This window comes from Rhizobium tropici CIAT 899 (assembly GCF_000330885.1).
GTDB lineage: Bacteria > Pseudomonadota > Alphaproteobacteria > Rhizobiales > Rhizobiaceae > Rhizobium > Rhizobium tropici.
Genome location: NC_020059.1, coordinates 1,588,857 through 1,613,529, shown reverse-complemented (window position 1 = coordinate 1,613,529; position 24,673 = coordinate 1,588,857). Strand labels below are relative to the sequence as shown.

The following is a 24,673-nucleotide window of genomic DNA, read 5'->3' as shown; positions in this document are numbered from 1 at the left end:
GGGAAATGCGAGTGACGTCAAGCGGAGATGCACAGGAACAGCGCGCTCCAAACGAAAACGGCGAGCCGATGCTCGCCATTTTCCAAGTTTCCTATCTGATTTTACTTCGAAATCAGGCAGGTGCCGCCGGCGGCGCGATAGCGCGTGCAGATGGCAGCGGCATCATCCTTCGAGCCGGCGACGACGCGGACGCGATAGTATGTGCCCTTGCCGGCGATATCGGCCTTGCGAATCTCCAGAGGATGGTTGCCGATGACGCTGGCGAACTTGACCTTGAGGTTTGCCTGCGACTTCTGCGCGTCGGCCTCGGTCGGCAGGGATGCGATCTGCACACCGTAAGCGCCACCGCCTGCAGCGGAGGTGGCCGCCGGAGTTGCAGTCGCCGAGCTAGCAGATGCGACCTGCTTCGGCTGGGCCTTGGGCTGAGCTTGAGCCTGGGCCTCCTGGGCCGGAGCAGCCGTATTCGCCTTGGCGGCGGGCTCCGGGCGTGCCGTCGGGACCGGGTTCGTCTTGACAACGCGGATCGGCGTGCTCTCGGCGCTGGCGGCATCGGTATTATCCGACTGGGCTGCCGTCGGGGCATTTGCTGGAGACGGGCGCGAACTGGTGGATGCGACCGGATTATTCGCCGGCTTGGCGGCTGCAGTCGTCGTATCGGCAACCGGCTCGTCGCGCGGCACCAGTGAACCATCCGCCTTGACGATCATCGTACGCACCTTGCGCGGCGAGACCGACGGAACCTGTTCGTCGTTGTTGGCGGCGACATTGGTGTTGCCGCCATTCTGGTTCGGCAGCAGGCGTGGATCTTCGGTTTCACCGACTGGCGTCGGCGTGACCTGATCGCCGCTGCCGTCATCCGGAGATACGGCTTCGGGAATCAGCGTCTTCTGGACGACATCGACAGGCTGCTCGTTGGAGGAGACAAGCTCCTTCTGCTTCGGCGCCGCTGTGCTGTCGCCGGCAACGCGGTCGTAGACGGCCTTGTCCTGATTCGGAACGACGGTGCCGCCTGGATTTTCCGGAGCGACCTTTACCGGATCGCTGTCGGCTGCAATCACGCGCGGCTCACCCGAGAAGCTGGAGATCGGCGCGCCGTGACGGATCCAGCTGTAGGCGCCGTAAGCACCGACGCCAAGAACCACGATGACAGCGGCAGTCGTCACCATTCCACGAACGGAGCGAACCGGGCGACGGTTGGCCGCAGGGTTCAGCGTCATCCTGGCGACATTCTCGACAGGCGTCGCGGCTTCGCGATAGCTGCGGCGGAAGTCCTCTTCCAGCGCGCGCTCGAACTCGTCGAACTCTTCGATCGGCTGCTTTGCGACGGGCACGGCAGGCTGGGCAGCCGTATTCTTCGACCAGGAAGCGGCGGCGGCACCGCCAAGTGCGGCCGCAACAGCCGGCTTGATCGACTCAGGTGCTGCTTCCCTGGCCGGAGTACCGAGCAGGCTCGCCATTTCCGAATCGAGATCGAAATCAAATTCCGACGGCACCGCGATTGGCTCCTCCGGCTCGATTGCCGGCAGATGCGGAACATGGGAACCCTCGAAGGTTTCGACACGCTCCTCCGTCTCGGCGATTTCCGTCGGATCAAACGGCAGTGGCTGATCGGCTTCGAATACCGGCGCGGCCGTAGTCGCTGCAGGCGCAACATTTACGGCAGACGTTTGGATAGGCTGCACGGGTTGGGGCGCTGCGGCGGCAAATACCGGAGCGGCAGGCGCAGGCGCAACGGGCGTTGCTCGGGAAAGGGCCGGCTCCGCCATCGGAGCGGCGGGAGCCGACTGCCGTGCGGCAGAAGACTTATCGGCCTCAGCGAAATCGAGACCAGCAAGTTCCATCTCGATATCGGCCAGATCGAATTCGAAGTCCTGATCGGTGAAGGGATCTTCCGCACCGAAGGTAATCGGCTTTGCCTCTTCGCGCTGCGCTACAGGGGCCGGAGCGACCGGCAGTTCCGCAAGCTCCGAGAAGGAGGCGCTGAAATCTTCGAAAGCTGGCTCTTCCTTGGCAACCGGCGCATCGGTCTTGGATGGAACCGGATAGCGATTCACATCGGCCAGGAGGGCATCGATCTCAGCCGAAAGTGCGGCCGGATCGGCCTTGACCACCTTTGGCGGCTCGGGCGCATGAAAGACGGCCGGAGCCGGCTGGGATACGGCAGGCTGAGAGACCGGTTCCGGAGCGCGCGCACGCTCCACAGGGTCGAACGCCTCGAAATCGACAGCGCCATCGAACAGCGCTTCATCGGAAGCGGCCATCGGTGTGGAGACTGCAGCCGGCGTGAATTGCTCACGCGGGGCAGCCGGGGTTGCCAGCGTAAAGTTGGCAAGCGGCAGCCTTATGGTGGCGGCAGCGGATTGCGGCGTCGGCTTCAGCACCGGACCAGCCGGTTGCGGCTGGACGGACACGGGCTTTTGGGCCGGCTGCAAAACCGGCGCGATCGACATTTCGAGCTCGTCGATCAGATCGCGAGCACCGATCGTCGGCTTTATCGGAGCCACCGGCTGCGGCACAGGCTCTTCGAACTTCGGCTCTTCGAACTTGGGTTCAGCCTGTACCGGCTCAGCTGGAAGAGCTGCCTGCTCATGGCTCGGCGGCGATACCTGCTCCGCCGGAGCCGAAATGTCATTTGCCGGACTCATTCGCGGCGTATCGTACCGCTCGAATTCGCGAAGAAGCTCGTCTTCGAGATTGAAGGCAGGATCCTGCCGTTGAACCGGAGCGTTCTCCTGAGCAGCGGGGCGCGGCTCGAAACCTACGATACGAGCAAGTTCCGCAAGCGGATCATCATCCGCAAAGAACTTGTCGTTTCCGCTTGCGCGATACGCGAACTGTTTTTCTGCCATCACCCGTTCCACTCGAAAACGCTTCAACAAATGCCAGCGTAATGTGGGTAAATGGTGACGTTTATCGCATTTCGTCCGGTGCAGCGGTCCCGGTTATACCAAGACCCGACTTCAAAACCGACGCGACAGCGTACACCAGCCCAAGTCTGGCAATGCTCAATTCTCGGTTCTTATCGTTAACAAAACGTAATTCCGGTAAATCTTTACCTTTATTCCAGTGTCCGTGGAAGGAACTGGCCAAATCGTAAAGATAAAAAGCGATGCGATGCGGCTCTTGAGACTGAGCTGCAGCTTCGATGATTCGCGGGAATTCCGCAATCTTCGCAACCAACTGCAATTCAGTAGGATCTGAGATCGCGCCGACGACAGCTTTCGACAGATCGAGCGAGGCTATATCGAGATCCGGGAAGGCTTCCCTGGCCTGACGGAAGACCGACATGCAGCGGGCATGAGCATACTGCACGTAGAAGACCGGATTGTCCTTCGATTGCTCGGTAACCTTGGCAAAATCGAAGTCCAGCGGCTCGGAATTCTTCCGGTAAAGCATCATGAAGCGCACCGAATCGCGGCCGACTTCATCGACGACTTCGCGCAGGGTGACGAAATCGCCCGAGCGCTTCGACATCTTCACCGGTTCACCATTCCGATACAGCTTGACGAGCTGGCACAGAAGCACCGTCAGCTTCGCAGCGCCATCGGAAACGCCGCGGGCCACCGCCTCCAGCCGCTTGACGTAGCCGCCATGGTCGGCGCCGAGAATGTAGATCATCTCGTTGAAGCCGCGGTCGAACTTGTTCTTGAAGTAAGCAACGTCGGCGGCAAAGTAAGTATAGGAACCATCGGACTTGATCAGCGGACGGTCGATATCGTCACCCACCTCGGTCGAGCGGAAGAGCGTCTGCTCGCGATCTTCCCAGTCTTCCGGCAGCTGTCCCTTCGGCGGCGGCAGCGCGCCCTTGTAGACATAGCCCTTGAACGTCAGATCGTTGATCGCGGTGCGGATCAGTGCCGCACCATTGGCATGCAGGGTGCGCTCGGAGAAGAATACGTCGTGATGGACGTTCAGCGCCTCCAGGTCTTCCCTGATCATTGCCATCATTGCGTCGATGGCGCGATCCTTGACGATCGGGAGCCACTGCTCTTCCGGCATGCCGCGCAGCTTGGTGCCGAATTCCTTGGCAAGCGCTTCACCGACCGGAACGAGATAATCACCGGGATAAAGGCCCGGGGGTATCTCGCCGACCTGCTCGCCCAGCGCCTCGCGATAGCGAATAAAGACGGAGCGTGCGAGCACGTCGATCTGCGAGCCGGCATCGTTGATGTAATATTCCTTGGTGACCTCATAGCCGGAGAAGGCCAGCAGGTTTGCCAGCGCATCGCCGACGACGGCGCCGCGGCAGTGGCCGACATGCATCGGCCCGGTCGGGTTGGCCGAAACATATTCGACATTGACCTTCTGCCCCTCGCCGAGCTTGGAACGGCCGAATTTTTCGCCTTCCGCGATCATCGTGGACAGCAGCCGCTGCCAATAGCCGACCGAAAGACGGAGATTGATGAAGCCGGGGCCGGCCACCGAAACCTCGGCGACATCAGCGTCTTCCTTCAGCTTGGCGACGATGATTTCGGCAAGCGCACGCGGATTCGTGCCAAGCGGCTTGGACAGAACCATGGCCGCATTGGTGGCAACATCGCCGTGAGTGGCATCGCGCGGCGGCTCCACGCCGATACGTCCGAAATCGAGCTCAGATCGCTTTTCTCGTACAATATCAATTTGTTCGAGAGCGTTCTTAATTCTTACTTCGAAGTCGGTGAAAAGGTTCATCATATCGTCCATGCATTAGCTTCGCGAGCCGCTATCGGCCCGACGCCGCCGCTGCCTACCGCAAATCGGGAGTCTGGTCAAACAGGCGCTTGTGGGCGCTGATGGCGTAGGTGTCCGTCATACCGGCGAGATAGTCTCCGACATGCCTTGCCTTGGGGGCGATCGCCAATCCGGCAATATGATCGACCCAGTAATGGCTCTGCATCTCCCTGGGATTTTCCATATAGGCGCGGAAAAGGTCCGTGACGATCTGCGCCGCGCCGGCACGGATGCGCATGATGTCGGGATGACGGTAGATGCGCTTGAACAGCATCTGCTTGATCAGCTTGTCGGTTTCGGCCATCTCGGGCGAGAAGGTCGCGATGATCCGCCCGGCAGCCCGAATGTCGGCCACATTGCGGGGCTTGATTTCAGCGAGCGCCTGCTGCGAAACGGCGATCACATCCTCCACCATGCGGGTGATCTGCCGGCGCATGATTTCGTTCGTGAAGCGGCTCGCCTCCAGATGCGGATAACGTGCCCTCACCTCGGTCATCAGCTTGGCAAGAAACGGCACCTCCTCCAGCATGTCGAACGTCAGATAGCCGGAGCGCAAGCCGTCATCGATGTCGTGCGTATTGTAGGCGATGTCATCCGCGATCGCGGCAACCTGCGCTTCAAGGCTGGCATAGGAGGCGATTTCGAGATCGTGGATCTCGCAATAATCGAGGATCGGCCGCGGCACCGGACCTTGGATGCCCTTGCCATCAGGCGTCATCAGCGGTCCATTGTGCTTCACCAGGCCCTCAAGCGTTTCCCAGGTGAGGTTGAGCCCGTCAAAATCAGCATAACGGCGCTCGAGCTTGGTGACGATGCGCAGGGATTGGGCGTTGTGATCGAAGCCGCCATAGGGCAGCAGCACCTCGTGCAGTGCATCCTCGCCCGTATGACCGAAAGGCGTGTGGCCGAAATCGTGGACAAGTGCCACCCCCTCCGCCAGATCCTCATCCAGCTTCAGGGCTCGCGCCAGGGCGCGGGCGATCTGCGCCACCTCGATCGTATGCGTGAGCCGAGTGCGGTAGTGGTCGCCATCCTGAGCGATGAAGACCTGCGTCTTATGCTTCAACCGCCGGAAGGCGGTCGCATGGACGATCCGGTCGCGGTCGCGCTGGAATTCGGAACGTGTCGGGCTCGACCCTTCTTCGTAGAGCCGTCCGCGCGATTCCCAGGGATTCGTTGCATAGGCTGCCTTTTCCCCGTACCCGAAACCCAATGCATGCGTATCAATCGTCATTATCAATCCATTTCCGGCATTTGGCTACCGCACCGCCATCAGCGCGACAGTCGTTTCCCTGCAATCGGTCCCTGCCCGTGCCCGGCAATGCGGACATATGTCCGCTCTTCCTACATCCCGGCCCATTGACGCCGCTTTGCGGCCTTCATACCTATAGACAAGAAAACAGCAAAATGGCGTCTGGCTCAACCAGGAAACCATAGCTGTCGCCGGCCTGACTTTCATGTTAAAGGCTACGAATATCAGCCGTTTGAAAGTTCGACGGCTTAATGGTTCTCTCCGGATCTTGACCCCGGCAGGAGGAAGATATGACTGAGACAAGTGTTACCCTATCGGATGCCGCGGCCAAGCGAATCGCTGCTATCGTCGGCGCGGATGCCGGAAAGCGCGCTCTTCGCGTCGCTGTCGAAGGCGGCGGCTGTTCGGGTTTTTCCTATAAATTCGATCTCGTCGAAGGCCCCGAAGCTGACGACATCATTGTCGAAAAGAACAATGCGACCGTCCTGATCGACCAGCTGTCGCTGGTCTATATGGCAGGCTCGGAGATCGATTTTGTCGACAATCTTCTCGGCCAATCCTTTCAGATCAAGAATCCGAATGCGGTCGCAAGTTGCGGCTGCGGCACAAGTTTTGCCATCTGATCCTCACTCAGCTTTTCCACAATTTGATGACCGACCGGGAGCCTTCGCTCCGGGCCGGTTTTCACATGGGCTGTAGTCAAGCCGGCCGGCTGCGGATACAACAGGGCGAAGCAAAGGAATGAGCCGCCCATGAAAATCGCCACTTGGAACATCAACGGCGTCAAAGCGCGTATCGAGAACCTCTGCCAGTGGCTGAAGGACTCGAACCCGGACATCGTCTGCCTGCAGGAGATCAAGACCGTCGATGAAGGATTTCCCAGGCTGGAGATCGAGGCGCTCGGCTATCATGTCGAAACGCATGGGCAAAAGGGCTTCAACGGCGTTGCGATTCTCTCGAAGACCAAGCCGGATGAGGTGACGCGCGGCTTGCCGGGGGACGATAGCGACGAACAGGCTCGCTTCATCGAAGCGGTGTTCTCCGTCGAAGGACACGGTGCCTTGCGGGTGTGCTGCCTTTATCTGCCGAACGGCAATCCGGTCGATACGGAAAAATACCCCTACAAGCTCGCCTGGATGGAGCGCCTGCGCAAATTCGCCCTGGAGCGCCTGGCTCTTGAAGAGCCCCTGATACTCGCCGGCGACTACAACGTCATCCCCGAGCCGCATGATTGTTTCGACCCCAAGGTCTGGGAAAGCGACGCACTCTTCCTGCCGCAGACGCGTCAGGCTTTCCGCCAGCTCGAACATCTCGGCTTCACCGATGCCGTACGTGCGACGACGGACGCGATCAAGCTTTACTCATTCTGGGATTACCAGGCCGGCGCCTGGCCAAAAAACAACGGTATCCGCATCGATCACCTGATGCTGTCACCAGAGGCGACCGATCGCCTCACCGGAACGGCAATCGAGAAGCATGTGCGCGCCTGGGAAAAACCTTCCGACCACGTTCCCGTCGTCGCTCACCTGGATTTCAGCAATTAAGCTTCAATCCCGATCGGGAAAAGCCACCCGTCTGTTCCGGACGGAAGCCCGGCGCGATGCCAATCAATCGGGGCCTGCGACATCGAGCTGATGAGCCATGGAAACGGCCACGCGGCGGTCGTTCTCATTGGCGATGGAGAAGGCCTGCTCCTGCATGTCTTCCATCCAGCTGCAGTCCTTCGGCTTGCACTTGTCGAGTGCCGCCGTCATGAAGGCCAGACCGCGAATGGATTGCCCCTCCTGGAACAGGAGATTGCCAAAAACGGCCATGGCGCCCGGATGACCGCTTTTGCGCGCCTGGTTCAGCCATTTCTTGGCCTGCTGAACGTTGGTGGCGCCGCCCTCGCCTGATAGCATCATCTGCGCCAGCTGGAACTGCGCCTCCGGCACGCCGAAGGTGGATGCCACCTGGAAATAAAGCTGGCGGGACTGATTGAGGTCGATCTTTACGGGGCTGTTGGGAATGCCGCTTTTGTAGTAGCTCGCAAGCGCCAGCAGCGCGTTGATGAAGAAACCGGTGTCTTCCGAACCTGGCTCCACGCCCTGCTGGGCGATCTCGCTATAGATCTTGAAAGCTTCGAAATCGTTCTGCGTCACGCCATCGCCATCGGCATACATGTTGGCGAGAGCCCAGCGGGAGCCTGTATGACCCTTTTCGGCGGCATACCGATAGGCTTCGACCGCCTCTTCCTTCTGCCCGTTCTTATAGGCCTTGAAGCCGAATTTGAAGAGATCGAACGGACCCGATTCCTTGGTGACGCCGGCATTGATGTCGAATGCTTCGGCTTGCCCTGCCAGCACCACCGCAGTGGCAAGAGACAGGCTGAGCATCATAACTCTCGCTGATATGAACTCGGACTTAAACATAACAGTCGATTTCTTTCGCTCCATTCGGACCTGTTACGGCGCTTTCACAAACGCCGCCAGTTTCACGAATGTTTTCCCTGATGGCGCACGAGACCGGATCGTCCTTCGAGAGGGCGGCTCCTGTGGCGTCCAACCGATGCTGTTTGCCACATTTGCGAGCATAGCTTGCAATTATGTCCAAACCAGCATTTGTCCGGCCGCGATCACGTCCCGCCGCCGAAGCAGCGTTCGCAATCGTCTTCCGATAATGGAAATCAAAGATCGTTCGGCTGACGACTTCCCTTGGCAGACAACGATTTTTCCCCCGTGTCGGAAGCATCATGGCTCCGATCCCAGATTTTTGCTTATGCCAAAGTGGAAGTTCACCCATCAACCGCTTACGCACTTTCTATAAGGCTTGCCCCTATGCCTGCGTAATCGCTGCTCCCCATTTGTGGCGGGAAATGGACAAATTGTAATCTCATCACGTAGCTGCAATGTCTTGAAATAGAGTGTTGCTAATTCGTCACAAAAATTTAATCGGACTTGAGATTTCTTTAACCATAAATCAGGCAGAAGGCCCGGTTTACGCTCCACTTTTCCCGATCCTATAAAAAACGTCGCGAAACCCGTAAGAGCTCGCGACGTCGACAATAGAGTGAAGGAACTCTCATAGGCTCCTTCAATTCAGCGGCTTGTCATCAGAAGCTGACTTTCACCGATGTCTGAAGAGCAGCGACCAAGTCATTGCCGTAGCTGTAGGTCGCATCGTTGCCATAGACGACACCGCCACGCGTGACCGGTCCGGACTTGCCTGATGTCATGAGGCCGAGAGCGCCGCCGAAATTGAACTGAACATGCTCGGTCGGCTTGTAGGCCACGCCCGCGCCGAGGGTCCACGTATCGGAATTCATGCCATAGCCGTCGCTCGTGCCGCGATCCCAGGTCAGGCTTACGGCACCGCTCCACTTGTCGTTGAACTTGTGTCCGACACCGCCGGTGATCGTCCAGCCGTCTTTGAACAGCAAGTCGAGCGAGGTCAGCTCGGTCGGACCGTTGGCCCTGCAGGATATGCTGCGGGTGGAGCTGGGGCAGAGTGCAATACTCTGCAGGATGCTCCAGTTCGTCCACTTGACCGAGCCGAAGGCGAGCCAGTCAGGCGCGATACCGGTCTGTACCTTCCATTCCAGGGAATCGGGAGCATCGGCTGAGCCGAAAACCGATGTCAGCTTGCCACCGAAACCCGGGACGACAGGCGGCGGCACTTCGGTCAGGTCAACGCTACCCTTCAGGTTGTCGTATTTGACCCGGCTATTGTAGACGAGGCTCGTACGGAAGGCATATTCCGGAATTTCGTAGGCGATACCGGCGCGCCAGCCCCAGCCGTGACCATCGATGTCAAGCGAACCCATGCCATTGTAAATGGCAGAAATCAGAGCCGGAGTGGCGTAAACGAGGCGCGACTTGTAGCCGCTGACTTCCTGATAGAAACCGCCGCCGATCAGCCGCAGTTGCCCCGGACCCGCATCGAACTTGTACGAGCAGGTGGCTGAATAGTTGTTCGTTCGAACCTTGACTTCGGTTTCATTATTGGCGCCGGCCCAATTTGCACCTTCGTTGAGGTGGCCGCCGAAAGGCTGCGAATAGTCGGCCATGCAGTCGAGATCATCGGTGATGCCGATCTTGAAGGCAGCATAGGGAATGGCGTAATTTTCCGATGCATCCGTCGAACGGCTGCGGTTATTGAGATTGCCATCGGCTGGATTGATGTCCTTGGCATTCTTCAGCTTGCGGTCGGGCATGACGTAAGTAACACCGGACTCGAACACATAGCGGCCCTTGTCGAAGAGCAGATCGATGTCGTAGCCGCCACGATCAAGGCCGCCCGCAAAGGCAGCACCGGCAAAAGACGAGCTGATAACGAGTGTAAATGCGCTCCTCAGCGCAACAGAAAATGCCATTGTATCTCCCCCACATGTGCATTCAGTGGCTTGATTGTTGCGATGATCGCGTAAATTGGCAATGTGGCGCATAAGAGCACAGGTCATGTAAGAGAGTGATTGATTTACGTAAGAAAACGAACCCCGCCTCTGAAAATCTATCAGTGTAGGTAATTTTTTCTTTCGAAATAGCATTTTCGGCCCCTGATAGATTCTCATTCTTCACCGCAACAATTCTGTTACAATATGACAACAGTTTTGCTTTTCGAGCGTATCCAACAGCTTCAGGGGTAGTCTGTTTCGCCTGTGCGAAACTGGCGGCGGATCTGGGGCATAGATCCGGTTCATTCCATCGAATCGAGGCAATAGAAAAAAGGCACGCGGCGAATACCGCATGCCTTTTTCGATTCTTCGATCTCTGTTTCCTAACGCGACGCCGATGTCTCAGCTTCGATTGCGACGCTTTTCACATTTGGTCGCACATCCGCCTTTGAGCGAAAACATTGGTTTGTGCGAATGCCTCTCAGCCGGCTTCGCTTACCCGGGCCAGCGCCACCTTGAGGCTCGCCTGTTGCCCCTCGAGTTCGCCGAGGCGCTCGCGCTCGGCGGCGACGACGTCCGGATTCGCGTTCGCGACGAACTTCTCGTTCGAAAGCTTGCCGTTGATGCGCGCGATCTCCTGGTCGTTCTTGGCGATCGCCTTTTCGAGACGCGCCTTTTCGGCCGAGAGATCGATGAGGCTGCCGAGCGGCAGGCAGATGGTCGCCTCGCCGATGACGATCTGAGCAGCGCCCTTGGGTGCGGTATCGGCTAGCGAAACCGATTCCACGCGCGCCAACCGCTTGATGGCGGCGTCATGACGGAACAGGCGCTCGCGCGTCAGGCTATTGGCATCGACAACGACCAGCGGCGCCGTTGCAGCCGGCGGCACGTTCATTTCCGAACGCACGGAGCGAATGCCGGAGACCAGATCGATCAGCCAATTGATTTCATCGGCGGCGACGTTGTCGGCATAGGACGGCGCCGGCCAATCCGCATGGCAGATCAGGCCGTCGCGTTCCCTGCCCTCGCCCGCCGTATGAGCCCAGAGCTCCTCGGTCATGAAGGGCATGAATGGATGCAGCAGCTTGTAGGTCTCTTCGAGCACATAGGCAGCACAAGATTGTGCCTCCGCCTTGGCGCCTTCATCTTCGCCATTGAAGATCGGCTTCAACAGCTCGAGATACCAATCGCAGAACTGGTTCCAGATGAAGCGATAGAGCGCGCCTGCCGCATCATTGAAGCGGAAGCTTTCCAGCGCCTCGGTCACGTCACGCTCCGCGCGCGCCAGTTCCGTCAGGATCCAGCGGTTGACGGTGAGCTCTGCGGCTTCCGGCACGAAATGCGGGTCGCTCTTGGCGCCGTTCATTTCGGCAAAGCGCGTCGCGTTCCAAAGCTTGGTGCCGAAATTGCGGTAGCCGGCGATGCGGGCAGGATCGAGCTTCACGTCGCGACCCTGCGCCGCCATGATCGCCAGCGTGAAACGCAGTGAATCGGCGCCGTACTGATCGATCAGCTCAAGAGGATCGATGACGTTGCCCTTGGACTTCGACATCTTCTGCCCGTTCTTGTCGCGCACCAGGGCGTGGACATAGACCGTATTGAACGGCTCGACAGGCTCACCACCCTCGTCCTTCATGAAGTGAAGGCTCATCATCATCATGCGGGCAACCCAGAAGAAGATGATATCGAAGCCGGTGACGAGGACGTTCGTCGGATAGTAGCGAGCCAATTCCGGCGTCTCATCCGGCCAGCCGAGCGTCGAGAAAGGCCAAAGCGCCGACGAGAACCAGGTGTCGAGCACGTCTTCGTCGCGCGTCAGGATTTCGCCCGGCTTGAAGTTCTCTAACAGGTCCTCGACATAGGCCTTCATCGGCCCTTCATGCGACAGATAATGCTGGATCGCAGCCTGCAGTGCCTCTTCCTCGGTCTTTTCGACGAAGACCTGGCCATCGGGTCCGTACCAGGCCGGAATCTGATGGCCCCACCACAGCTGACGGGAAACGCACCATGGCTGGATGTTTTCCATCCAGTCGTAATAGGTCTTATCCCAGCTTTTCGGAACGAGCTTCGTGCGCCCTTCGCGGACCGAGGCGATCGCCGGTTCGGCGAGCGTCTTGGCGTCGACATACCACTGTTCCGTCAGGCGCGGCTCGATCGGCACGCCGCCACGGTCGCCATGCGGAACCATGTGCTTGTGCGGCTCGATTTTGTCCAGCAGGCCCGATTCTTCGAAAATGCGGACGATGATCTTGCGCGCCTCGAAGCGATCCTTGCCTTCCAGCTCGTCCCAGGCCCCGTGCAGGGCTGCAGGGTTGTCGAGACCTTCAAGGAAATCCTCGTTGTCCTTGATGGTGATGGTCGCTTCCGGCGTCAGAATGTTGACAACGCGCAGGCCGCGGCGCTTGCCGACGTCGAAGTCGTTGAAATCATGCGCAGGCGTCATCTTGACCGCCCCCGTTCCGGCCGTCGGATCCGGATATTCGTCGGCAACGATCGGGATGCGGCGACCGACGATCGGCAGGACGACATGCTTGCCGACGAGCGGCTTGTAGCGCTCATCTTCCGGATTAACGGCAACGCCGGTATCGCCGAGCATGGTTTCGGGACGGGTGGTGGCGACGACGAGATAATCGCGCGTTTCCCACTCCGTCGGCTTGCCCTTTTCATCGAAGGCGATCGGATGCTGATAGGTGACGCCCGGTTCCAGCGGATAACGCAGGTACCAGAGATTGCCGTTGACCTCGTGCTGCTCGACTTCGATGTCCGAAATCGCGGTCAGCATCTTCGGATCCCAGTTGACCAGCCGCTTGTCGCGATAGATCAGACCTTCCTTGTAGAGCGTGACGAAGACTTCGAGAACGGCCTTAGACAGTCCCTCGTCCATCGTGAAGCGCTCGCGCGACCAGTCGCAGGAAGCGCCGAGGCGCTTCAGCTGGTTGAAGATCAACCCGCCGGACTCGTCCTTCCACTCCCAGACCTTCTGAATGAAGGCTTCGCGTCCCATCTTGTGGCGATCCGGCTGCTGCCGTTCGGCGAGACGGCGTTCGACGACCATCTGCGTGGCGATGCCGGCATGGTCCATGCCCGGCTGCCAGAGAACGTCCTTGCCGCGCATGCGCTCGAACCGCACCATGATGTCCTGCAGCGTGTTGTTCAGCGCATGGCCCATGTGCAGCGAACCGGTCACGTTCGGCGGCGGTATGACGATCGTGAAGGTTTCCGCGCCGGGCTTGGCGTTCGCGCCGGCGCGAAAGGCGTCGGCCTCATCCCATTTTTGGGCGATCTTCGGTTCGACGGTGGCGGAATCATATGTTTTGTCGAGCATTTTAGGACCGGATCTAGAGGACTGGGTGATGCGGGTTGTAAATAGGATGGCCGTGGGCAAGTCAATAAAAAAGCCGCCCCGGAGCCCGGAGCGGCGGATCGGCTACCCGAAGCTCAGGCTTGTCAGCGGCGCGAACCGCGGGCCACTCGTTCGATTTCCTCACGCACGAGGCGCTCCACAAGGGTCGGCAAGTTATCGTCGAGCCATTCCTGCAGCATGGGTCGCAGCATCTCCTGGGCAAGCTCGTCAAGGGAGCGGCGCGGACCGCCATCGACGATGGCAGCCAACTCCTCGAACGAGCGGGAAACCTGTGCGCCGGCCGCTTCCGACAGCAGTGGCGACACAGACACGGCCTGGGCCGACGACAGAGGCGCTTCCACTTCCGTGGCAACGGCTGGTTCCGGCGCCTCAAAAATAGGTGCCTCGGCCTGAGGCGCCGTAGAAGCAGCCATTGGCCTCCGCGCTTCCATCTCAGGTTCACCCTCGGCCACCGCCCGCAAAACAGGCTGAACAACCGGTGCGGCAACATCTGCAATGGCCTGCCTCAGAGGGACATCGGCGATCGGCTCGACATGCACCTCGGCAAGGCGTGCGGCTATGGCCGGCGGCAGCTCGCGCGGCTCCCGCCCGGCATTCAGTAAGGCGGCGGTATTGCGTTCGGAGGCAGCGCGCACGCGCGCGGCAACATCGGCCAGCGACAGACCGCGGCCCGCACCTTCCGGTTCGACAGCGGGCACCTGCGAATTTGCCGCAACGAAACGCGGATCCTGCTCGGCAGCGCGTGCGCGATCGGCGGCGGCGAATTCTTCATCCACAGTCAATTGAATGTCGTCGTCACGCATGCCGGAAGCGGCAAAATGCGTCATGGGGGTCGGCTTGGCACCTACGGGTTCGTTGCTTTCGATGATCCTGCGGATCGACGCCAGAATTTCTTCCATGGACGGTTCACGCACTACATTTGGCTGAGCCATATTCATCCCCGTTTTCCCATATTCGACGACCGGAAACTCGCACCATAAACTCGCCAGGCGGCACCCGAATCAGGGCCACCCTAGATGACTGTCTTCGGGAACAAAATCACCTGAAAAGCACTAAACCCGGTGATGCACAGTTTTGTTACGATCACGACGAATCGCTCTGCTAAGCGTGATTCTGCCACAAGGCGCGACAATAAAAAACAGGCACCCGAAGGCGCCTGTCGCAAGCTCAATCATCGTACCTTCAGGAAATCAGAAGACGAATTCCTTGGCCTTGGCAAAGCCCGGCAGCGGCTTGATCGAGGCGTTGAAGAAGACGTTTTCCGAGAACGCACCGCGTTCGCGCATGAAAACGGTCGCGCGCGCGGCATGGCCATAGCCGATAACGGTGATAAGGCGGCCATCTTCGCCGAGCTGGTCGAGCAGGCCCTGCGGCAATTGTTCGATCGAACCGTTGAGGAAAATCACATCATAGGGTGCATCGGCGGCATGACCCTTTTCAAGGTCACCGCCAACGACGGTCACATTGTCGTAGCCAAGCGCGGCGAGATTGGCCTTCGCCTGAGCCGCGAGCTCCTCGTTGGATTCAAGCGCGATAACCTTGCCGGCGAGAAGTGACAGGACGGCGGACACGTAACCCGTGCCGCAGCCGACATCGAGAACCTTGTCATCCTTAGTAATGGCGCCGAGCTGCAGCAGCTTTGCGAGCGGCGAGGCTTCCATCAGGAAACGGCCAGGAGCGACCTCGATATCGCAATCGACATAGGCCAGGAGCTTCGACTTCTCCGGCACGAAATTTTCGCGCGACACGGCGAAAAATGCATTCAACACGGAATGGGAGGTGACATCCGTCGTCCGGATCTGGTTCTCGACCATCTTCACGCGCGCTGCTTCGAAATCCATCTTATCCTCTTGCGCCCTTGGTGCCAGACCGGGCTGGCTCTACTTTCTGTTACGCGTGTCTTAATCGCCTGACGCTGCGCTTTCAAGGCATTGCGGCAACAGCCGTGGAGATTCATGGCGAGGCGTCGCCGATGAACAACAATTGACATCCGCAAATACAAGTCAGCGCCGTGCATCCGGGATATGCGACATCTTACGGATCCGCCATGCTCCGGACCGGGACACTCGTTAGCAAAATGTTAACTTCGCGCGACCACGCTTCAATGCGTTGGACCCGTGTGGTGACCAATCGACCTTCCGGCCCGAAGCCATTCGGCCCAGATATGAAATTTGAATAGAAGGTGGCTGGGATGCCTGTTTCTCTCGTTCTTTTCGTCGTAACGTCGCTGCCGCTGGTGGTTTTTCTGGCCGCGAGTCTTTCCTCGATGATGTAGGTTTTCCGAATGAGGCTTTCGCTCTTCGCCGCAGCGCTTCTCCTTCTCCTGCCCCAAGTCGCGTTGAGCGAGGAAACATCAAGCGAGGATGAGGCGAAGGACAGAGCCCCGATCATCGGACATGTCGTTACCGGAAAGCAGCTCGACGAATGGTGCGAAGAGGACCGAACGCTCGCTTCGGTCTATATCCAGGGCATTCTCGATGAAGCCCAGCGAACGAAGAACCTGACGATCCGGGCCACGAAGCAGACGCCTAAGAACTCGTCGCGCTACGAGCGCTACCTTCAACAGTTCGTGGGCGCTTTCTGTCTGCCGCCCGAACTCAGCAATACAAAGGCAACGACGATAGCCTGCAAATGGATGGCGGAGCACTCCTGGCAACTGGAGCGGCCCGCCAGTTCTCTGATCGCACGCGCCTATAAATTCGCCTTTCCGTGCCTTGAGGAATAGGCCCGCCAGCAACGCTCAACGTCCCTCGTCCTATTTCCGTTGACAAATACTAAGCCAAACTTATAATTAGCGTGCTGAATTTGATTGACCTCTAGTCCAGCAAAAGGCGGCCCAGTTTTTTTCCCTAGACTGGACCGCTTTTGCTTTTGATGGATGCGAATTCACTGACACCGTCAGGCTGACGGCTTCGTCATAAACCCGAAATCCAAGATCACTCGACCGCAGGGAAACGCCATGCCCAGCCGCTAGAGTGAATGCTCCGGCCGCGATCTCGCTTGATCACAGTGTAGCGATCCTTTGCTCGAGGCCTTGATTAGCTGGATGGAACCGCCAAAATCATTACAGGCGGTGTATGCGAAGGAAAGCTCAGGGGCAACGATTGCCACAGCTGAAAACACAAAACGAAATCAGATATTTATAAATCCGTTTTGGAAGGGATGGAGGCCTCGCCCGGAATCGAACCGGGGTGCAAGGATTTGCAGTCCTCTGCGTAACCACTCCGCCACGAGGCCATCCGAAAGCAATTTGCGTTGTGGTGGCGCGGATTTAGAATGATCCAAAGAAAACCGCAAGAGGGTTCATTCCGAATCCCGCCCTTTTTTCATTCCGAAAAGATATTTGCTCACGCGGGCGAGCAAAATGCCGGCCCGGTCCTTTACGAGCGGCTCGGTTTCAGCGCCGCGGGACGCGCCCGATATAGACAATCAGAGGCGCCCTACCCGATCCTTCATTTGCATCGGCAAAGACCGGCTGCAACACGAGGCGCAACTGCCGACAACGGGCGAACCCGGATGCTCTGCCAATCGCCCCGAATTATCGCGAACCAACCGGGTTCGGGAGCAAAAGAACATCGCCGACTCGGGGGATCGCCACCCGTCTGGAGGTGCGGTCGATGCCAGCCCATTCAGGTAGGTTATAGGGACCTAAGGTAGATGCTAGAATTAGTACTACCGGTTTGTACGCCACCCACAGACCGGACAGTGCCGCGTCCGACGAGACTACGCCCCCAGTAATGTCGTCGGACGCACCACGGCCAGATAGCTGCAATCGCAACGAGGTGGAACGCCAGACGAGCTGCCATCTTCTCCGCTTTAGGATGATGTTCAGTTTTTCCGCCCGACAATTATTTCAACACTCATGGCTCGGTAAAATGTTTCGGGGTCACCGCCCTCATCGGGCCGCTGTCGACTCTAACGCGCGGAGACGTAAACGCTTTCTGGTTCGTGGAACAAAGCCTATTCAAGTGCGATTCAACGGCGTTGTGGCCGGGGAGGCTCCGCGATTTGCGTCATTTTTGCAACAGCGTCGGATTTCAAGTAGCACACATATAGTTCCATACCCTTAGTATCTTGCCAAATCACCGAAGCAGGTTCAGGAAATAGTTCGCGAGGCTTATTACTTCGCACCTACTGATAGGGAACATGAACGGGATGGGGTTGGGCACGTCGTTTTTCGGCGCGATATCTCATGCCCAATCAAGAAAGATTGGAGTTATTATGAACATCAAGAGCCTTCTTCTCGGCTCCGCTGCTGCGCTGGCAGCAGTATCCGGTGCTCACGCGGCTGATGCGATCGTAGCAGCTGAGCCGGAGCCGCTGGAATACGTCCGCATTTGCGACGCGTACGGTGCTGGCTACTTCTTCATCCCGGGCACCGAAACCTGCCTCAAGATCGGCGGCAAGGTACGTACCGAAGGTGAGTGGTACAACGCCTATAACCGTGACAGTCATCAGGGCACGCTGTGGCATACCCGCGCCGAACTGAACGTTGATACCGCAACCGACACCGAATACGGTCCGCTGAAGACCGAAACCATCGTTCGCTGGGACTGGAACGATGGCGGCTCCACCTCCACCAACCTGCTGTGGTCTTACATCAGCCTCGGCGGCTTTACGGTTGGTAAGAAGGACTCGCAGTACAACCTGTACATCGGCTACGCCGGCGACGTCATCAACGACGACGTGATCTATGACGGCCCGTACGAACTGAACCAGTTGACCTATGAATATGACGGCGGCAACGGCTTCTCGGCCGTAATCTCGCTTGAAGATTCCAACTCCGCTACGACCGGTTCGGCATCTTACGGCGCAAGCTGGTGGACGGATGACAGGCAGAACCACTACGCTCCTGACGTCGTTGCCGGTGCCGGCTTCAAATCCGGTGCATGGGGCTTCAAGGTCGTCGGCGGTTACGACTCGATCGTCGAAGAAGGCGCCATCAAGGCTCGCGTCGATGCTGACTTCGGCGCATTCACGGCCTTCTTGATGGGTGGTTGGAACACGGACGGCGACAAGCTCAACAAGTATGCCGGCACCAACCAGGACGTCTCCGCCTGCACGGCACCGAACGGTACCGTCAATGCATCGAAGTGCGGCTGGGGTGACTGGGCTGTCTGGGGCGGCGTTGGCGTTCCGGTCAATGACAAGCTGAAGTGGAACCTGCAGCTTGCTTACAGCGACTCGAAGATCTTCGAAGCAACCACGAACCTGAAGTTCAACCCGGTCAAGAACCTCCTGGTCGAGCCGGAACTGACTTACGTTCATTACGACTATGCCCACGACGACACCGTTTCGGGCATCCTGCGCTTCGAACGCAACTTCTAACCTGATCAGACTTGACCTCCGATCAGAGAAGGAAGGGGGCCGGCTTTCCCTGCCGCCCCCCTTTTTTACTGTAACACCTGCAATCAGCCGCTCCTCCTGCGATCAGTTCGGGTATCACAAGGATCTCCAGTCAACGAAAAGGGGAACCTAGTCGATGCCCTGGCGTTTAGCGATGAAAGGGACATGGCTGACTACAGGAGTTAGAATCTTGAAACACCACTTTGCTTCACTCGCCTTGAGCGTGACGCTGGCCACAGGCTCTGCGCTACCCGCCGCCCTCCCCGCGATGGCCGCGCCGCCGAGCAGTCCATCTATATCGCGCGCGTCGGATCTTATCCTTGTGCAAGAGCAAGGATCGCGCAGATGGGGCGATGACGACCGTCCCCGCTGGCGTGATCGCGACCGTCCCCACTGGCGTGATCGCGATCGCCGTTACTGGCATGGTGACCGCGGCTGGGATCGCCGCCGCCATTGGGATGACAGATGGCGGGACGACCGTCGCTATCATCATCGCCGCCATGGCGGCGTGATATTCGAGATTCGGCCTTAGTGCGGCCGGTTGCCTTATCGGAATGATACCTGCCAAGCTCACGTCGGATACAAGGTAGGCAGCGGGTCACTTCGAGGAATAACACAAACAATAAGGCCGCCACCGGAACTCCGGCGGCGGCCCTATTGTTTTAAGAGGAACTTGCGCCGGTTCCAAGCGTCTTGCGATCAGCGGCAGACGCGCACATGGCGGATAACCCAGCGTCCATGAACCTTGCGCTTTACCTTCTTCACATGGCAGTGATGATGATGGTGCTGATGGTAATGACGATGATGCATCGGAGCGGCCTCGGACGGCACGCTGAAGGCAAAGACCGACGCCACAGCTACTGCAGAAGCAAGAATCAGATTTTTCATGTCGAACCTCTAAAGCATTGGGGGACTATGCTGCGCGGATCGCGCATTATGTTCATGCGCCGCATCGCATTAACGACACATGAACATGCCCTCACATTCGCGAGAGCAACCATACCTTGAACTTATTTTTTCAGAAATACCACATATATCTGCCCGGAAGCCGGCTCCGCAGGCTCTCGCAGGTCGTTGATATCTCACGTTGGAACAATCCCTTTAGCCCGCTATCATTCGCGGTTGCCGCCGAGATAAGGTGCAGCGCAAGATGTTGTTATTGCACCGCAAAAACTTCAAATGAGGCGCGAGCCGTTTTTCAGCCACTCACCGAACGCAGGGGCAGCAGGCGCCGAATACGTTCATCCCGAAGATAGAGACCGCCCCACGCCATGATGCCGAGCAATAAACCGATAAGTTGTGGTGGAGAACCGATCTCTCCGAGACGCAAATGGGTGCAAATAGCACCGCCGAAGAACCCGGTCGTGAGGATAGCTCCAAGAACCGCGGTGCGCGGAATTGCGTAAAGAACAACACTGACGAGGATGATCAAACCCACCACCGTAGCCAGATTGGCGGGAAAGCCCGTCTCCGCCATCTGCGGGCCAATCAATGACGGCACAAAGAGATCGACAGCCGCATCGGCCGCCAATGCAAGAATAACGATCGCGCTCAGAATCCAGCCCAGCACCACCTCACCACGAAAGCTCGTATTCTCAGCCATTTTATCCCCAATCCGCCGAATCTGGCCGATATCCCCGAATTGCCCGCCGGCATTGGTGCCTGGCTGACAAGCCGCGGCAATCTGGCATGAATGGGAAAGACAGGTCAACGAGGATGCGGTGATCGAACCGAACGAGCCTCCGCGGAAATCACTACCGTGAGCCAGGTGCAATAAAACTGCAAAAATGCGCTGCTATAAGCCCAGCCGCATTGATCAGCCTTTAGAACCGCAAAAGCGGAACTAGATCCAACCGGGCGCTCCAGCGCCGTTATATACTTCAGTTCTGTGGAAAAAAGTGGCTCCCCGGGCCGGATTCGAACCGGCGACCTGTCGATTAACAGTCGAATGCTCTACCGCTGAGCTACCAGGGAATGCGCTTGGCGCGGTGTGAGCGGGGTAATACAAATGCTTTCCCGATTTGCCAAGCGGTTTTTTCAAAAAAAATGAATTCTCTTGCATTATTTCCTCCCGCCACCATTTCCTGTGGATGACCGATCAAAGCGAAACGACAGCAAATGCCGATCGGAATGGCCGGAAAACCCGCCGTTTTGGCATTGATCCCGCGACCCGCGAGCTGGTTTTCGGCTCCGTGAGAATCCCCCTGCCCCGATCGCGCCTTGCCCGCGTCGGCGTAGGGATAGCGCTGATTTTCGGCGGACTGCTCGGCTTCTTGCCGGTGCTCGGCTTCTGGATGCTGCCACTGGGCTTCATCGTGCTCTCGCACGACATGCCTATGGTGCGCCGCTGGCGCCGCCGCTTCGCCGTATGGTGGACGCGAAAACGCCGCCCGGCGAACTAAACTTCCTATCCCGCGCGAACGGGACGAGCAGGATTGCCGACAACAGTCGCCCCGGCGGCAACATCTCTGGTCACGACCGCGCCGGCGCCGATGATCGCGCCATCGCCTACCGTGATGCCACCGACCAAGATCGCTCCACCGCCGATCCAGACGCTTCTGCCTATCGTTACCGGCCGCGCGATCTCCATGCCCGCTCCGCGCAGTTCGGCATCCTTGTGATGTTCGGCACAATAGATATGGACCCCCGGCCCCAGCATGCTGCCGTCGCCGATGCGCACGCTGGCGCTGTCGAGGATCGTACAGCCGGCATTCATATAGACCCGGCGGCCAAGCGATATATTGATGCCATAGGAGCAGTGAAACGGCGCCTCTATGAAGACGCCTTCGCCGATCTCGGCAAAGAGAGCAGATAAGGCCGGGGCGAGATGGCCGCGTTCGGACGGCGGCATTGTATTATGTGCATGCACAGCTTCGCGCGCCCGCCAGCGCAAGGCGTCGAGTTCGGGATCAAAGCAGCAGTACCACTCTCCCGCTGCCATTTTCTGCCGCTCGCTGAGGCCCATGCTCCCACTCCTCCAATGCCTTCCGAATTTCCGGTCACCGATCTTGCAACACGGCTGTAGGCACAGACAAGGAGGAGTATTGCGTCTTTTTGCCGATCAGCAATCCGTGGGCAAACGCCTGCCAGCCCCATTTCTTTATCAACGGGATCTCAAGTGCACGATCCTGCAAAGAGCGCTCCTCCACAGACAGCAACCCTTGTGAAAAAGCCCGCCAATGCGGGATTCTTGCCCACAACAAACTGTCACACAGCTTGTCTATAACCCGCGCTACCGCGGACTTGCGCAAGACCACCGGTTCCGAGCTTTCAAAAGGAAATAGGGATATGTCGAAACTTAAAAATTACATTTCTGCCGCCGCCGCTGGCGTCATGAGCGTCGCTCTGGCGATGCCGGCTGCCGCAGCGCCGGTCAAGTTCGATTTCTGGTTCGGTCTGTCGGGCGACCTGGAACGTGTCGTTCAGACGCTCTGCAAGAACTTCAACGATTCCCAAAAGGATTATGAAGTCTCCTGCGTCAGCCAGGGTAACTATGACGCCGCCCTGCAGAACACCATCGCCGCCTTCCGCGCCGGCAAGCAGCCCGCAATCGTTCAGGTCTACGATGCCGGCACCGCGACCATGATGCTCTCCGGCGCCTATTACCCGGCCGGCAAATTGATGTCCGAAAACGGTTACAAGATCGACTGGAACGACTATTTCCCCGGCATTGCACGCTACTATGCAACGTCGAAGGGCGAGCTGCTCTCCTTCCCGTTCAACTCCTCGACCGCCCTGCTCTACTGGAACAAGGACTCCTTCGCGAAGATCGGCAAGACTGCCGCTCCGAAGACCTGGGAAGAAGCCGCCGAAGACATGAAGGCGCTCAAGGGTGCCGGCTATGATTGCCCGATGGCCATCAACATCTCCGGCAACGAAAGCTGGCAGCTGATGGAACAGTTCTCCGCCATCCACAATCAGCCGATCGCCACCAAGAATAACGGCTATGATGGCCTCGACGCCCGTCTTGAGGTCAACAAGACCAAGTTCGTCAAATATGTGACCGACCTCAAGAGCTGGTACGATCAGGGCCTCATCAAGATCAAGTCCAAGGACCTCGGCCAGGACATGGTTCAGGCCTTTGCAGCGGGCGATTGCCAGATGATCATGACCTCGGTCGGCGACCATGGCACGGTTGGCAAGACGCAGAAAGCCGGCATGAACTGGGATGTTGCCGAGCTTCCGGTCTATGCCGGCACCGAGCGCAAGAATTCGCTGGTCGGCGGCGCTTCGCTTTGGGTTCTCTCCGGCAAGTCGGCTGACGAATACAAGGGCGCCGCTGCGTTCCTGAACTTCATCCACGACCCCAAGACCGCTCTCTTCTGGTCGACCAACACCGGCTACATCCCGGTTACCAATTCCGGTTTTGAATTCATGAAGTCCTCCGGCTTCTATGACAAGGCTCCCTATAAGGGCCGCGAAGTCGCCATCGCCAGCTTGACCGCTTCGGAACCGACCCAGATTACCCGCGGTATCCGTCTCGGCAATTTCACGCAGATCCGCGCTGAATTCGGCAACCAGATGCAGGCCATCTTTGCCAACAAGGTCAGCGTCCAGGAAGGCATCGACAATCTCGCCAAGAACGGCAATGCCGTGCTCGAGCGCTTCGAAGCCACCTATAAGGGCAAGCAGCTGCCGTAAGCCGCAAAGCTCGTAACAGAACAGCGTCCGCCGGGGTTTCCCGGCGGACGTTCGTTATGAAGGCAAGCGTGGCATCGAGATCTCAAGCCGGTAGAGACAATGGAAAAGCGAGTAACTTTCAACAAATGGAGCGTCGGCATCCTGTTCGCAGTGCCGCAGCTGCTCCTCATCTTCACCTTTTTCTATTGGCCGGCAGGTCAGGCGATCTTCTGGTCCCTAACGCTGCAGCAGCCCTGGGGCGGCGGCAACATCTGGGTGGGGCTCGATAATTTCAGATCCATCCTTGCCAATTCCGATTACTGGAACTCGGTGACGATCAGCATCGCCTTCGCAGCTATCAGCACCGCGATTTCCATGGTGGTCGCGCTGATCCTCGCTGCACTGACCGACCGGCAGCTGCGGGGCTCGAAAATCTATCGTGTCGTGCTCATCTGGCCTTACGGCATCGCTGCTCCCGCATCGGCCATGGCCTTCCGCTTCATCCTGGCGCCTGAAGCCGGCTTCATGTCCATCGTCAATCACTATTGGCCGGGATTTTGGGATCCGGGTCTCGATGGCAACGCCGCCATGGCCTCGGTCATCGCCGCGTTCTCCTGGAAATATATCGGCTACAGCTTCATCTTCTTTCTCGCCGCCTTCCAGGCCATTCCACGCTCGCTGATCGAAGCGGCCGCCATTGACGGCTCCGGCGTGCTCCGCCGCTTCCGGGATATCCAGTTCCCGTTGATCACGCCGACGATCTTCTTCCTGCTCGTCATCAACATCACCGAAAGCTTCCAGGATTCATTCGGCATCGTCGACATCATGACATCGGGCGGCCCGCACAACTCGACCAACCTCATGGTCTACAAGATCTATTCGGACGGCTTCAAAGGTCTCGATTTTTCCGGGGCGGCGGCGCAGAGCATCATTCTTATGCTGCTGATCGTCCTGCTGACCATCTTCCAGTTCCGCTTCATCGAGAAGCGCGTGCATTACCGTTGAGGCT

Annotated in this window: 21 protein-coding genes and 2 tRNA genes; 8 read left to right on the top strand and 15 right to left on the bottom strand. The window is 58.4% G+C overall.

All coding sequences use genetic code 11. The features are described from left to right. Window positions 1-101 precede the first annotated feature (101 nt). The 3 genes from RTCIAT899_RS07845 to RTCIAT899_RS07835 form a co-directional block, all read right to left on the bottom strand. Window positions 102-2,849: an SPOR domain-containing protein gene (locus tag RTCIAT899_RS07845; protein ID WP_015339683.1), complete on the bottom strand. Its 2,748-nt coding sequence runs from the start codon at window positions 2,847-2,849 to the stop codon at window positions 102-104. Window positions 2,850-2,910: 61 nt separating this feature from the next. Then, on the bottom strand, window positions 2,911-4,671 hold the full coding sequence (gene argS / locus RTCIAT899_RS07840) for an arginine--tRNA ligase (protein WP_041677862.1): 1,761 nt from the start codon (window positions 4,669-4,671) through the stop codon (window positions 2,911-2,913). A 55-nt stretch (window positions 4,672-4,726) separates the two neighbouring features. After that, the gene (locus RTCIAT899_RS07835) at window positions 4,727-5,944 is read right to left on the bottom strand and encodes a deoxyguanosinetriphosphate triphosphohydrolase (RefSeq protein WP_015339681.1); all 1,218 of its coding nucleotides are present in this window, start codon (window positions 5,942-5,944) and stop codon (window positions 4,727-4,729) included. A gap of 308 nt (window positions 5,945-6,252) precedes the next feature. Between RTCIAT899_RS07835 and erpA the strand changes: the two genes are divergently transcribed. Next, complete coding sequence (gene erpA / locus RTCIAT899_RS07830; protein ID WP_015339680.1) at window positions 6,253-6,585, top strand: iron-sulfur cluster insertion protein ErpA; 333 nt, start codon at window positions 6,253-6,255, stop codon at window positions 6,583-6,585. A 129-nt stretch (window positions 6,586-6,714) separates the two neighbouring features. Next, window positions 6,715-7,506, top strand: a complete 792-nt coding sequence (gene xth / locus RTCIAT899_RS07825; protein WP_015339679.1) for an exodeoxyribonuclease III — start codon at window positions 6,715-6,717, stop codon at window positions 7,504-7,506. 63 nt (window positions 7,507-7,569) lie between these two features. On the opposite strand, the gene exoR is transcribed toward xth, so the two are convergent. From exoR to RTCIAT899_RS07800, 6 genes are all read right to left on the bottom strand, one after another. Then, window positions 7,570-8,373 (bottom strand): exopolysaccharide production regulator ExoR, encoded by an 804-nt coding sequence (exoR, locus tag RTCIAT899_RS07820; protein ID WP_041677378.1) that lies wholly within the window; start codon window positions 8,371-8,373, stop codon window positions 7,570-7,572. Next, window positions 8,366-8,695, bottom strand: coding sequence for a hypothetical protein (locus RTCIAT899_RS33000; RefSeq protein ID WP_135488179.1), 330 nt, complete (start codon window positions 8,693-8,695; stop codon window positions 8,366-8,368). Before RTCIAT899_RS33000 ends, exoR begins: the two co-directional genes overlap by 8 nt. A gap of 358 nt (window positions 8,696-9,053) precedes the next feature. Continuing rightward, entirely contained in the window at window positions 9,054-10,313 is a 1,260-nt protein-coding gene (locus RTCIAT899_RS07815) for an OmpP1/FadL family transporter (protein ID WP_015339677.1), read from the bottom strand. Window positions 10,314-10,815: 502 nt separating this feature from the next. Next, entirely contained in the window at window positions 10,816-13,659 is a 2,844-nt protein-coding gene (locus RTCIAT899_RS07810; RefSeq protein ID WP_015339676.1) for a valine--tRNA ligase, read from the bottom strand. Between the two features lie 122 nt (window positions 13,660-13,781). Beyond that, entirely contained in the window at window positions 13,782-14,636 is an 855-nt protein-coding gene (locus RTCIAT899_RS07805) for a PopZ family protein (RefSeq protein WP_015339675.1), read from the bottom strand. A gap of 252 nt (window positions 14,637-14,888) precedes the next feature. Continuing rightward, a complete protein-coding gene (locus RTCIAT899_RS07800) occupies window positions 14,889-15,539 on the bottom strand; it encodes a protein-L-isoaspartate O-methyltransferase family protein (RefSeq protein WP_015339674.1) in 651 nt (216 codons plus the stop codon). A 443-nt stretch (window positions 15,540-15,982) separates the two neighbouring features. Between RTCIAT899_RS07800 and RTCIAT899_RS07795 the strand changes: the two genes are divergently transcribed. After that, on the top strand, window positions 15,983-16,423 hold the full coding sequence (locus tag RTCIAT899_RS07795) for a Rap1a/Tai family immunity protein (RefSeq protein WP_015339673.1): 441 nt from the start codon (window positions 15,983-15,985) through the stop codon (window positions 16,421-16,423). Window positions 16,424-16,861: 438 nt separating this feature from the next. On the opposite strand, the gene RTCIAT899_RS07790 is transcribed toward RTCIAT899_RS07795, so the two are convergent. After that, window positions 16,862-16,935, bottom strand: a tRNA-Cys gene (locus tag RTCIAT899_RS07790). A 984-nt stretch (window positions 16,936-17,919) separates the two neighbouring features. Here RTCIAT899_RS07790 and RTCIAT899_RS07785 point away from each other — a divergent pair. Both RTCIAT899_RS07785 and RTCIAT899_RS33475 read left to right on the top strand, forming a co-directional pair. Beyond that, entirely contained in the window at window positions 17,920-19,026 is a 1,107-nt protein-coding gene (locus tag RTCIAT899_RS07785; RefSeq protein WP_015339672.1) for a porin, read from the top strand. Window positions 19,027-19,397: 371 nt separating this feature from the next. Continuing rightward, complete coding sequence (locus tag RTCIAT899_RS33475) at window positions 19,398-19,556, top strand: hypothetical protein (protein WP_015339671.1); 159 nt, start codon at window positions 19,398-19,400, stop codon at window positions 19,554-19,556. A gap of 187 nt (window positions 19,557-19,743) precedes the next feature. On the opposite strand, the gene RTCIAT899_RS31865 is transcribed toward RTCIAT899_RS33475, so the two are convergent. The 3 genes from RTCIAT899_RS31865 to RTCIAT899_RS07770 form a co-directional block, all read right to left on the bottom strand. Continuing rightward, entirely contained in the window at window positions 19,744-19,932 is a 189-nt protein-coding gene (locus RTCIAT899_RS31865) for a hypothetical protein (protein ID WP_081598371.1), read from the bottom strand. 310 nt (window positions 19,933-20,242) lie between these two features. Next, complete coding sequence (locus RTCIAT899_RS07775) at window positions 20,243-20,647, bottom strand: DoxX family protein (protein WP_015339669.1); 405 nt, start codon at window positions 20,645-20,647, stop codon at window positions 20,243-20,245. 296 nt (window positions 20,648-20,943) lie between these two features. Then, window positions 20,944-21,018, bottom strand: a tRNA-Asn gene (locus RTCIAT899_RS07770). A 116-nt stretch (window positions 21,019-21,134) separates the two neighbouring features. Between RTCIAT899_RS07770 and RTCIAT899_RS07765 the strand changes: the two genes are divergently transcribed. After that, on the top strand, window positions 21,135-21,446 hold the full coding sequence (locus tag RTCIAT899_RS07765; protein WP_015339668.1) for a hypothetical protein: 312 nt from the start codon (window positions 21,135-21,137) through the stop codon (window positions 21,444-21,446). Window positions 21,447-21,451: 5 nt separating this feature from the next. Here RTCIAT899_RS07765 and RTCIAT899_RS07760 read toward each other — a convergent pair whose 3' ends face one another. Then, complete coding sequence (locus tag RTCIAT899_RS07760; RefSeq protein WP_015339667.1) at window positions 21,452-22,009, bottom strand: sugar O-acetyltransferase; 558 nt, start codon at window positions 22,007-22,009, stop codon at window positions 21,452-21,454. A 34-nt stretch (window positions 22,010-22,043) separates the two neighbouring features. Further along, complete coding sequence (locus RTCIAT899_RS07755; RefSeq protein WP_135488178.1) at window positions 22,044-22,295, bottom strand: hypothetical protein; 252 nt, start codon at window positions 22,293-22,295, stop codon at window positions 22,044-22,046. A 37-nt stretch (window positions 22,296-22,332) separates the two neighbouring features. Between RTCIAT899_RS07755 and RTCIAT899_RS07750 the strand changes: the two genes are divergently transcribed. Next, window positions 22,333-23,685 carry an extracellular solute-binding protein gene (locus RTCIAT899_RS07750; RefSeq protein ID WP_015339666.1) on the top strand — a complete coding sequence of 451 codons (1,353 nt, stop codon included), beginning with the start codon at window positions 22,333-22,335 and terminating at the stop codon, window positions 23,683-23,685. 99 nt (window positions 23,686-23,784) lie between these two features. Then, the gene (locus RTCIAT899_RS07745) at window positions 23,785-24,669 is read left to right on the top strand and encodes a carbohydrate ABC transporter permease (protein WP_015339665.1); all 885 of its coding nucleotides are present in this window, start codon (window positions 23,785-23,787) and stop codon (window positions 24,667-24,669) included. Window positions 24,670-24,673: the final 4 nt, after the last annotated feature.

What these genes read in the sequence shown, in the direction of transcription:
- RTCIAT899_RS07845 (WP_015339683.1), bottom strand. Translation starts at nt 2,849, where the DNA reads ATGGCAGAAAAACAGTTCGCGTATCGCGCAAGCGGAAACGACAAGTTC.
- argS (WP_041677862.1), bottom strand. Translation starts at nt 4,671, where the DNA reads ATGAACCTTTTCACCGACTTCGAAGTAAGAATTAAGAACGCTCTCGAA.
- RTCIAT899_RS07835 (WP_015339681.1), bottom strand. Translation starts at nt 5,944, where the DNA reads ATGACGATTGATACGCATGCATTGGGTTTCGGGTACGGGGAAAAGGCA.
- erpA (WP_015339680.1), top strand. Translation starts at nt 6,253, where the DNA reads ATGACTGAGACAAGTGTTACCCTATCGGATGCCGCGGCCAAGCGAATC.
- xth (WP_015339679.1), top strand. Translation starts at nt 6,715, where the DNA reads ATGAAAATCGCCACTTGGAACATCAACGGCGTCAAAGCGCGTATCGAG.
- exoR (WP_041677378.1), bottom strand. Translation starts at nt 8,373, where the DNA reads ATGTTTAAGTCCGAGTTCATATCAGCGAGAGTTATGATGCTCAGCCTG.
- RTCIAT899_RS33000 (WP_135488179.1), bottom strand. Translation starts at nt 8,695, where the DNA reads ATGATGCTTCCGACACGGGGGAAAAATCGTTGTCTGCCAAGGGAAGTC.
- RTCIAT899_RS07815 (WP_015339677.1), bottom strand. Translation starts at nt 10,313, where the DNA reads ATGGCATTTTCTGTTGCGCTGAGGAGCGCATTTACACTCGTTATCAGC.
- RTCIAT899_RS07810 (WP_015339676.1), bottom strand. Translation starts at nt 13,659, where the DNA reads ATGCTCGACAAAACATATGATTCCGCCACCGTCGAACCGAAGATCGCC.
- RTCIAT899_RS07805 (WP_015339675.1), bottom strand. Translation starts at nt 14,636, where the DNA reads ATGAATATGGCTCAGCCAAATGTAGTGCGTGAACCGTCCATGGAAGAA.
- RTCIAT899_RS07800 (WP_015339674.1), bottom strand. Translation starts at nt 15,539, where the DNA reads ATGGATTTCGAAGCAGCGCGCGTGAAGATGGTCGAGAACCAGATCCGG.
- RTCIAT899_RS07795 (WP_015339673.1), top strand. Translation starts at nt 15,983, where the DNA reads ATGAGGCTTTCGCTCTTCGCCGCAGCGCTTCTCCTTCTCCTGCCCCAA.
- RTCIAT899_RS07785 (WP_015339672.1), top strand. Translation starts at nt 17,920, where the DNA reads ATGAACATCAAGAGCCTTCTTCTCGGCTCCGCTGCTGCGCTGGCAGCA.
- RTCIAT899_RS33475 (WP_015339671.1), top strand. Translation starts at nt 19,398, where the DNA reads ATGACGACCGTCCCCGCTGGCGTGATCGCGACCGTCCCCACTGGCGTG.
- RTCIAT899_RS31865 (WP_081598371.1), bottom strand. Translation starts at nt 19,932, where the DNA reads ATGAAAAATCTGATTCTTGCTTCTGCAGTAGCTGTGGCGTCGGTCTTT.
- RTCIAT899_RS07775 (WP_015339669.1), bottom strand. Translation starts at nt 20,647, where the DNA reads ATGGCTGAGAATACGAGCTTTCGTGGTGAGGTGGTGCTGGGCTGGATT.
- RTCIAT899_RS07765 (WP_015339668.1), top strand. Translation starts at nt 21,135, where the DNA reads ATGACCGATCAAAGCGAAACGACAGCAAATGCCGATCGGAATGGCCGG.
- RTCIAT899_RS07760 (WP_015339667.1), bottom strand. Translation starts at nt 22,009, where the DNA reads ATGGGCCTCAGCGAGCGGCAGAAAATGGCAGCGGGAGAGTGGTACTGC.
- RTCIAT899_RS07750 (WP_015339666.1), top strand. Translation starts at nt 22,333, where the DNA reads ATGTCGAAACTTAAAAATTACATTTCTGCCGCCGCCGCTGGCGTCATG.
- RTCIAT899_RS07745 (WP_015339665.1), top strand. Translation starts at nt 23,785, where the DNA reads ATGGAAAAGCGAGTAACTTTCAACAAATGGAGCGTCGGCATCCTGTTC.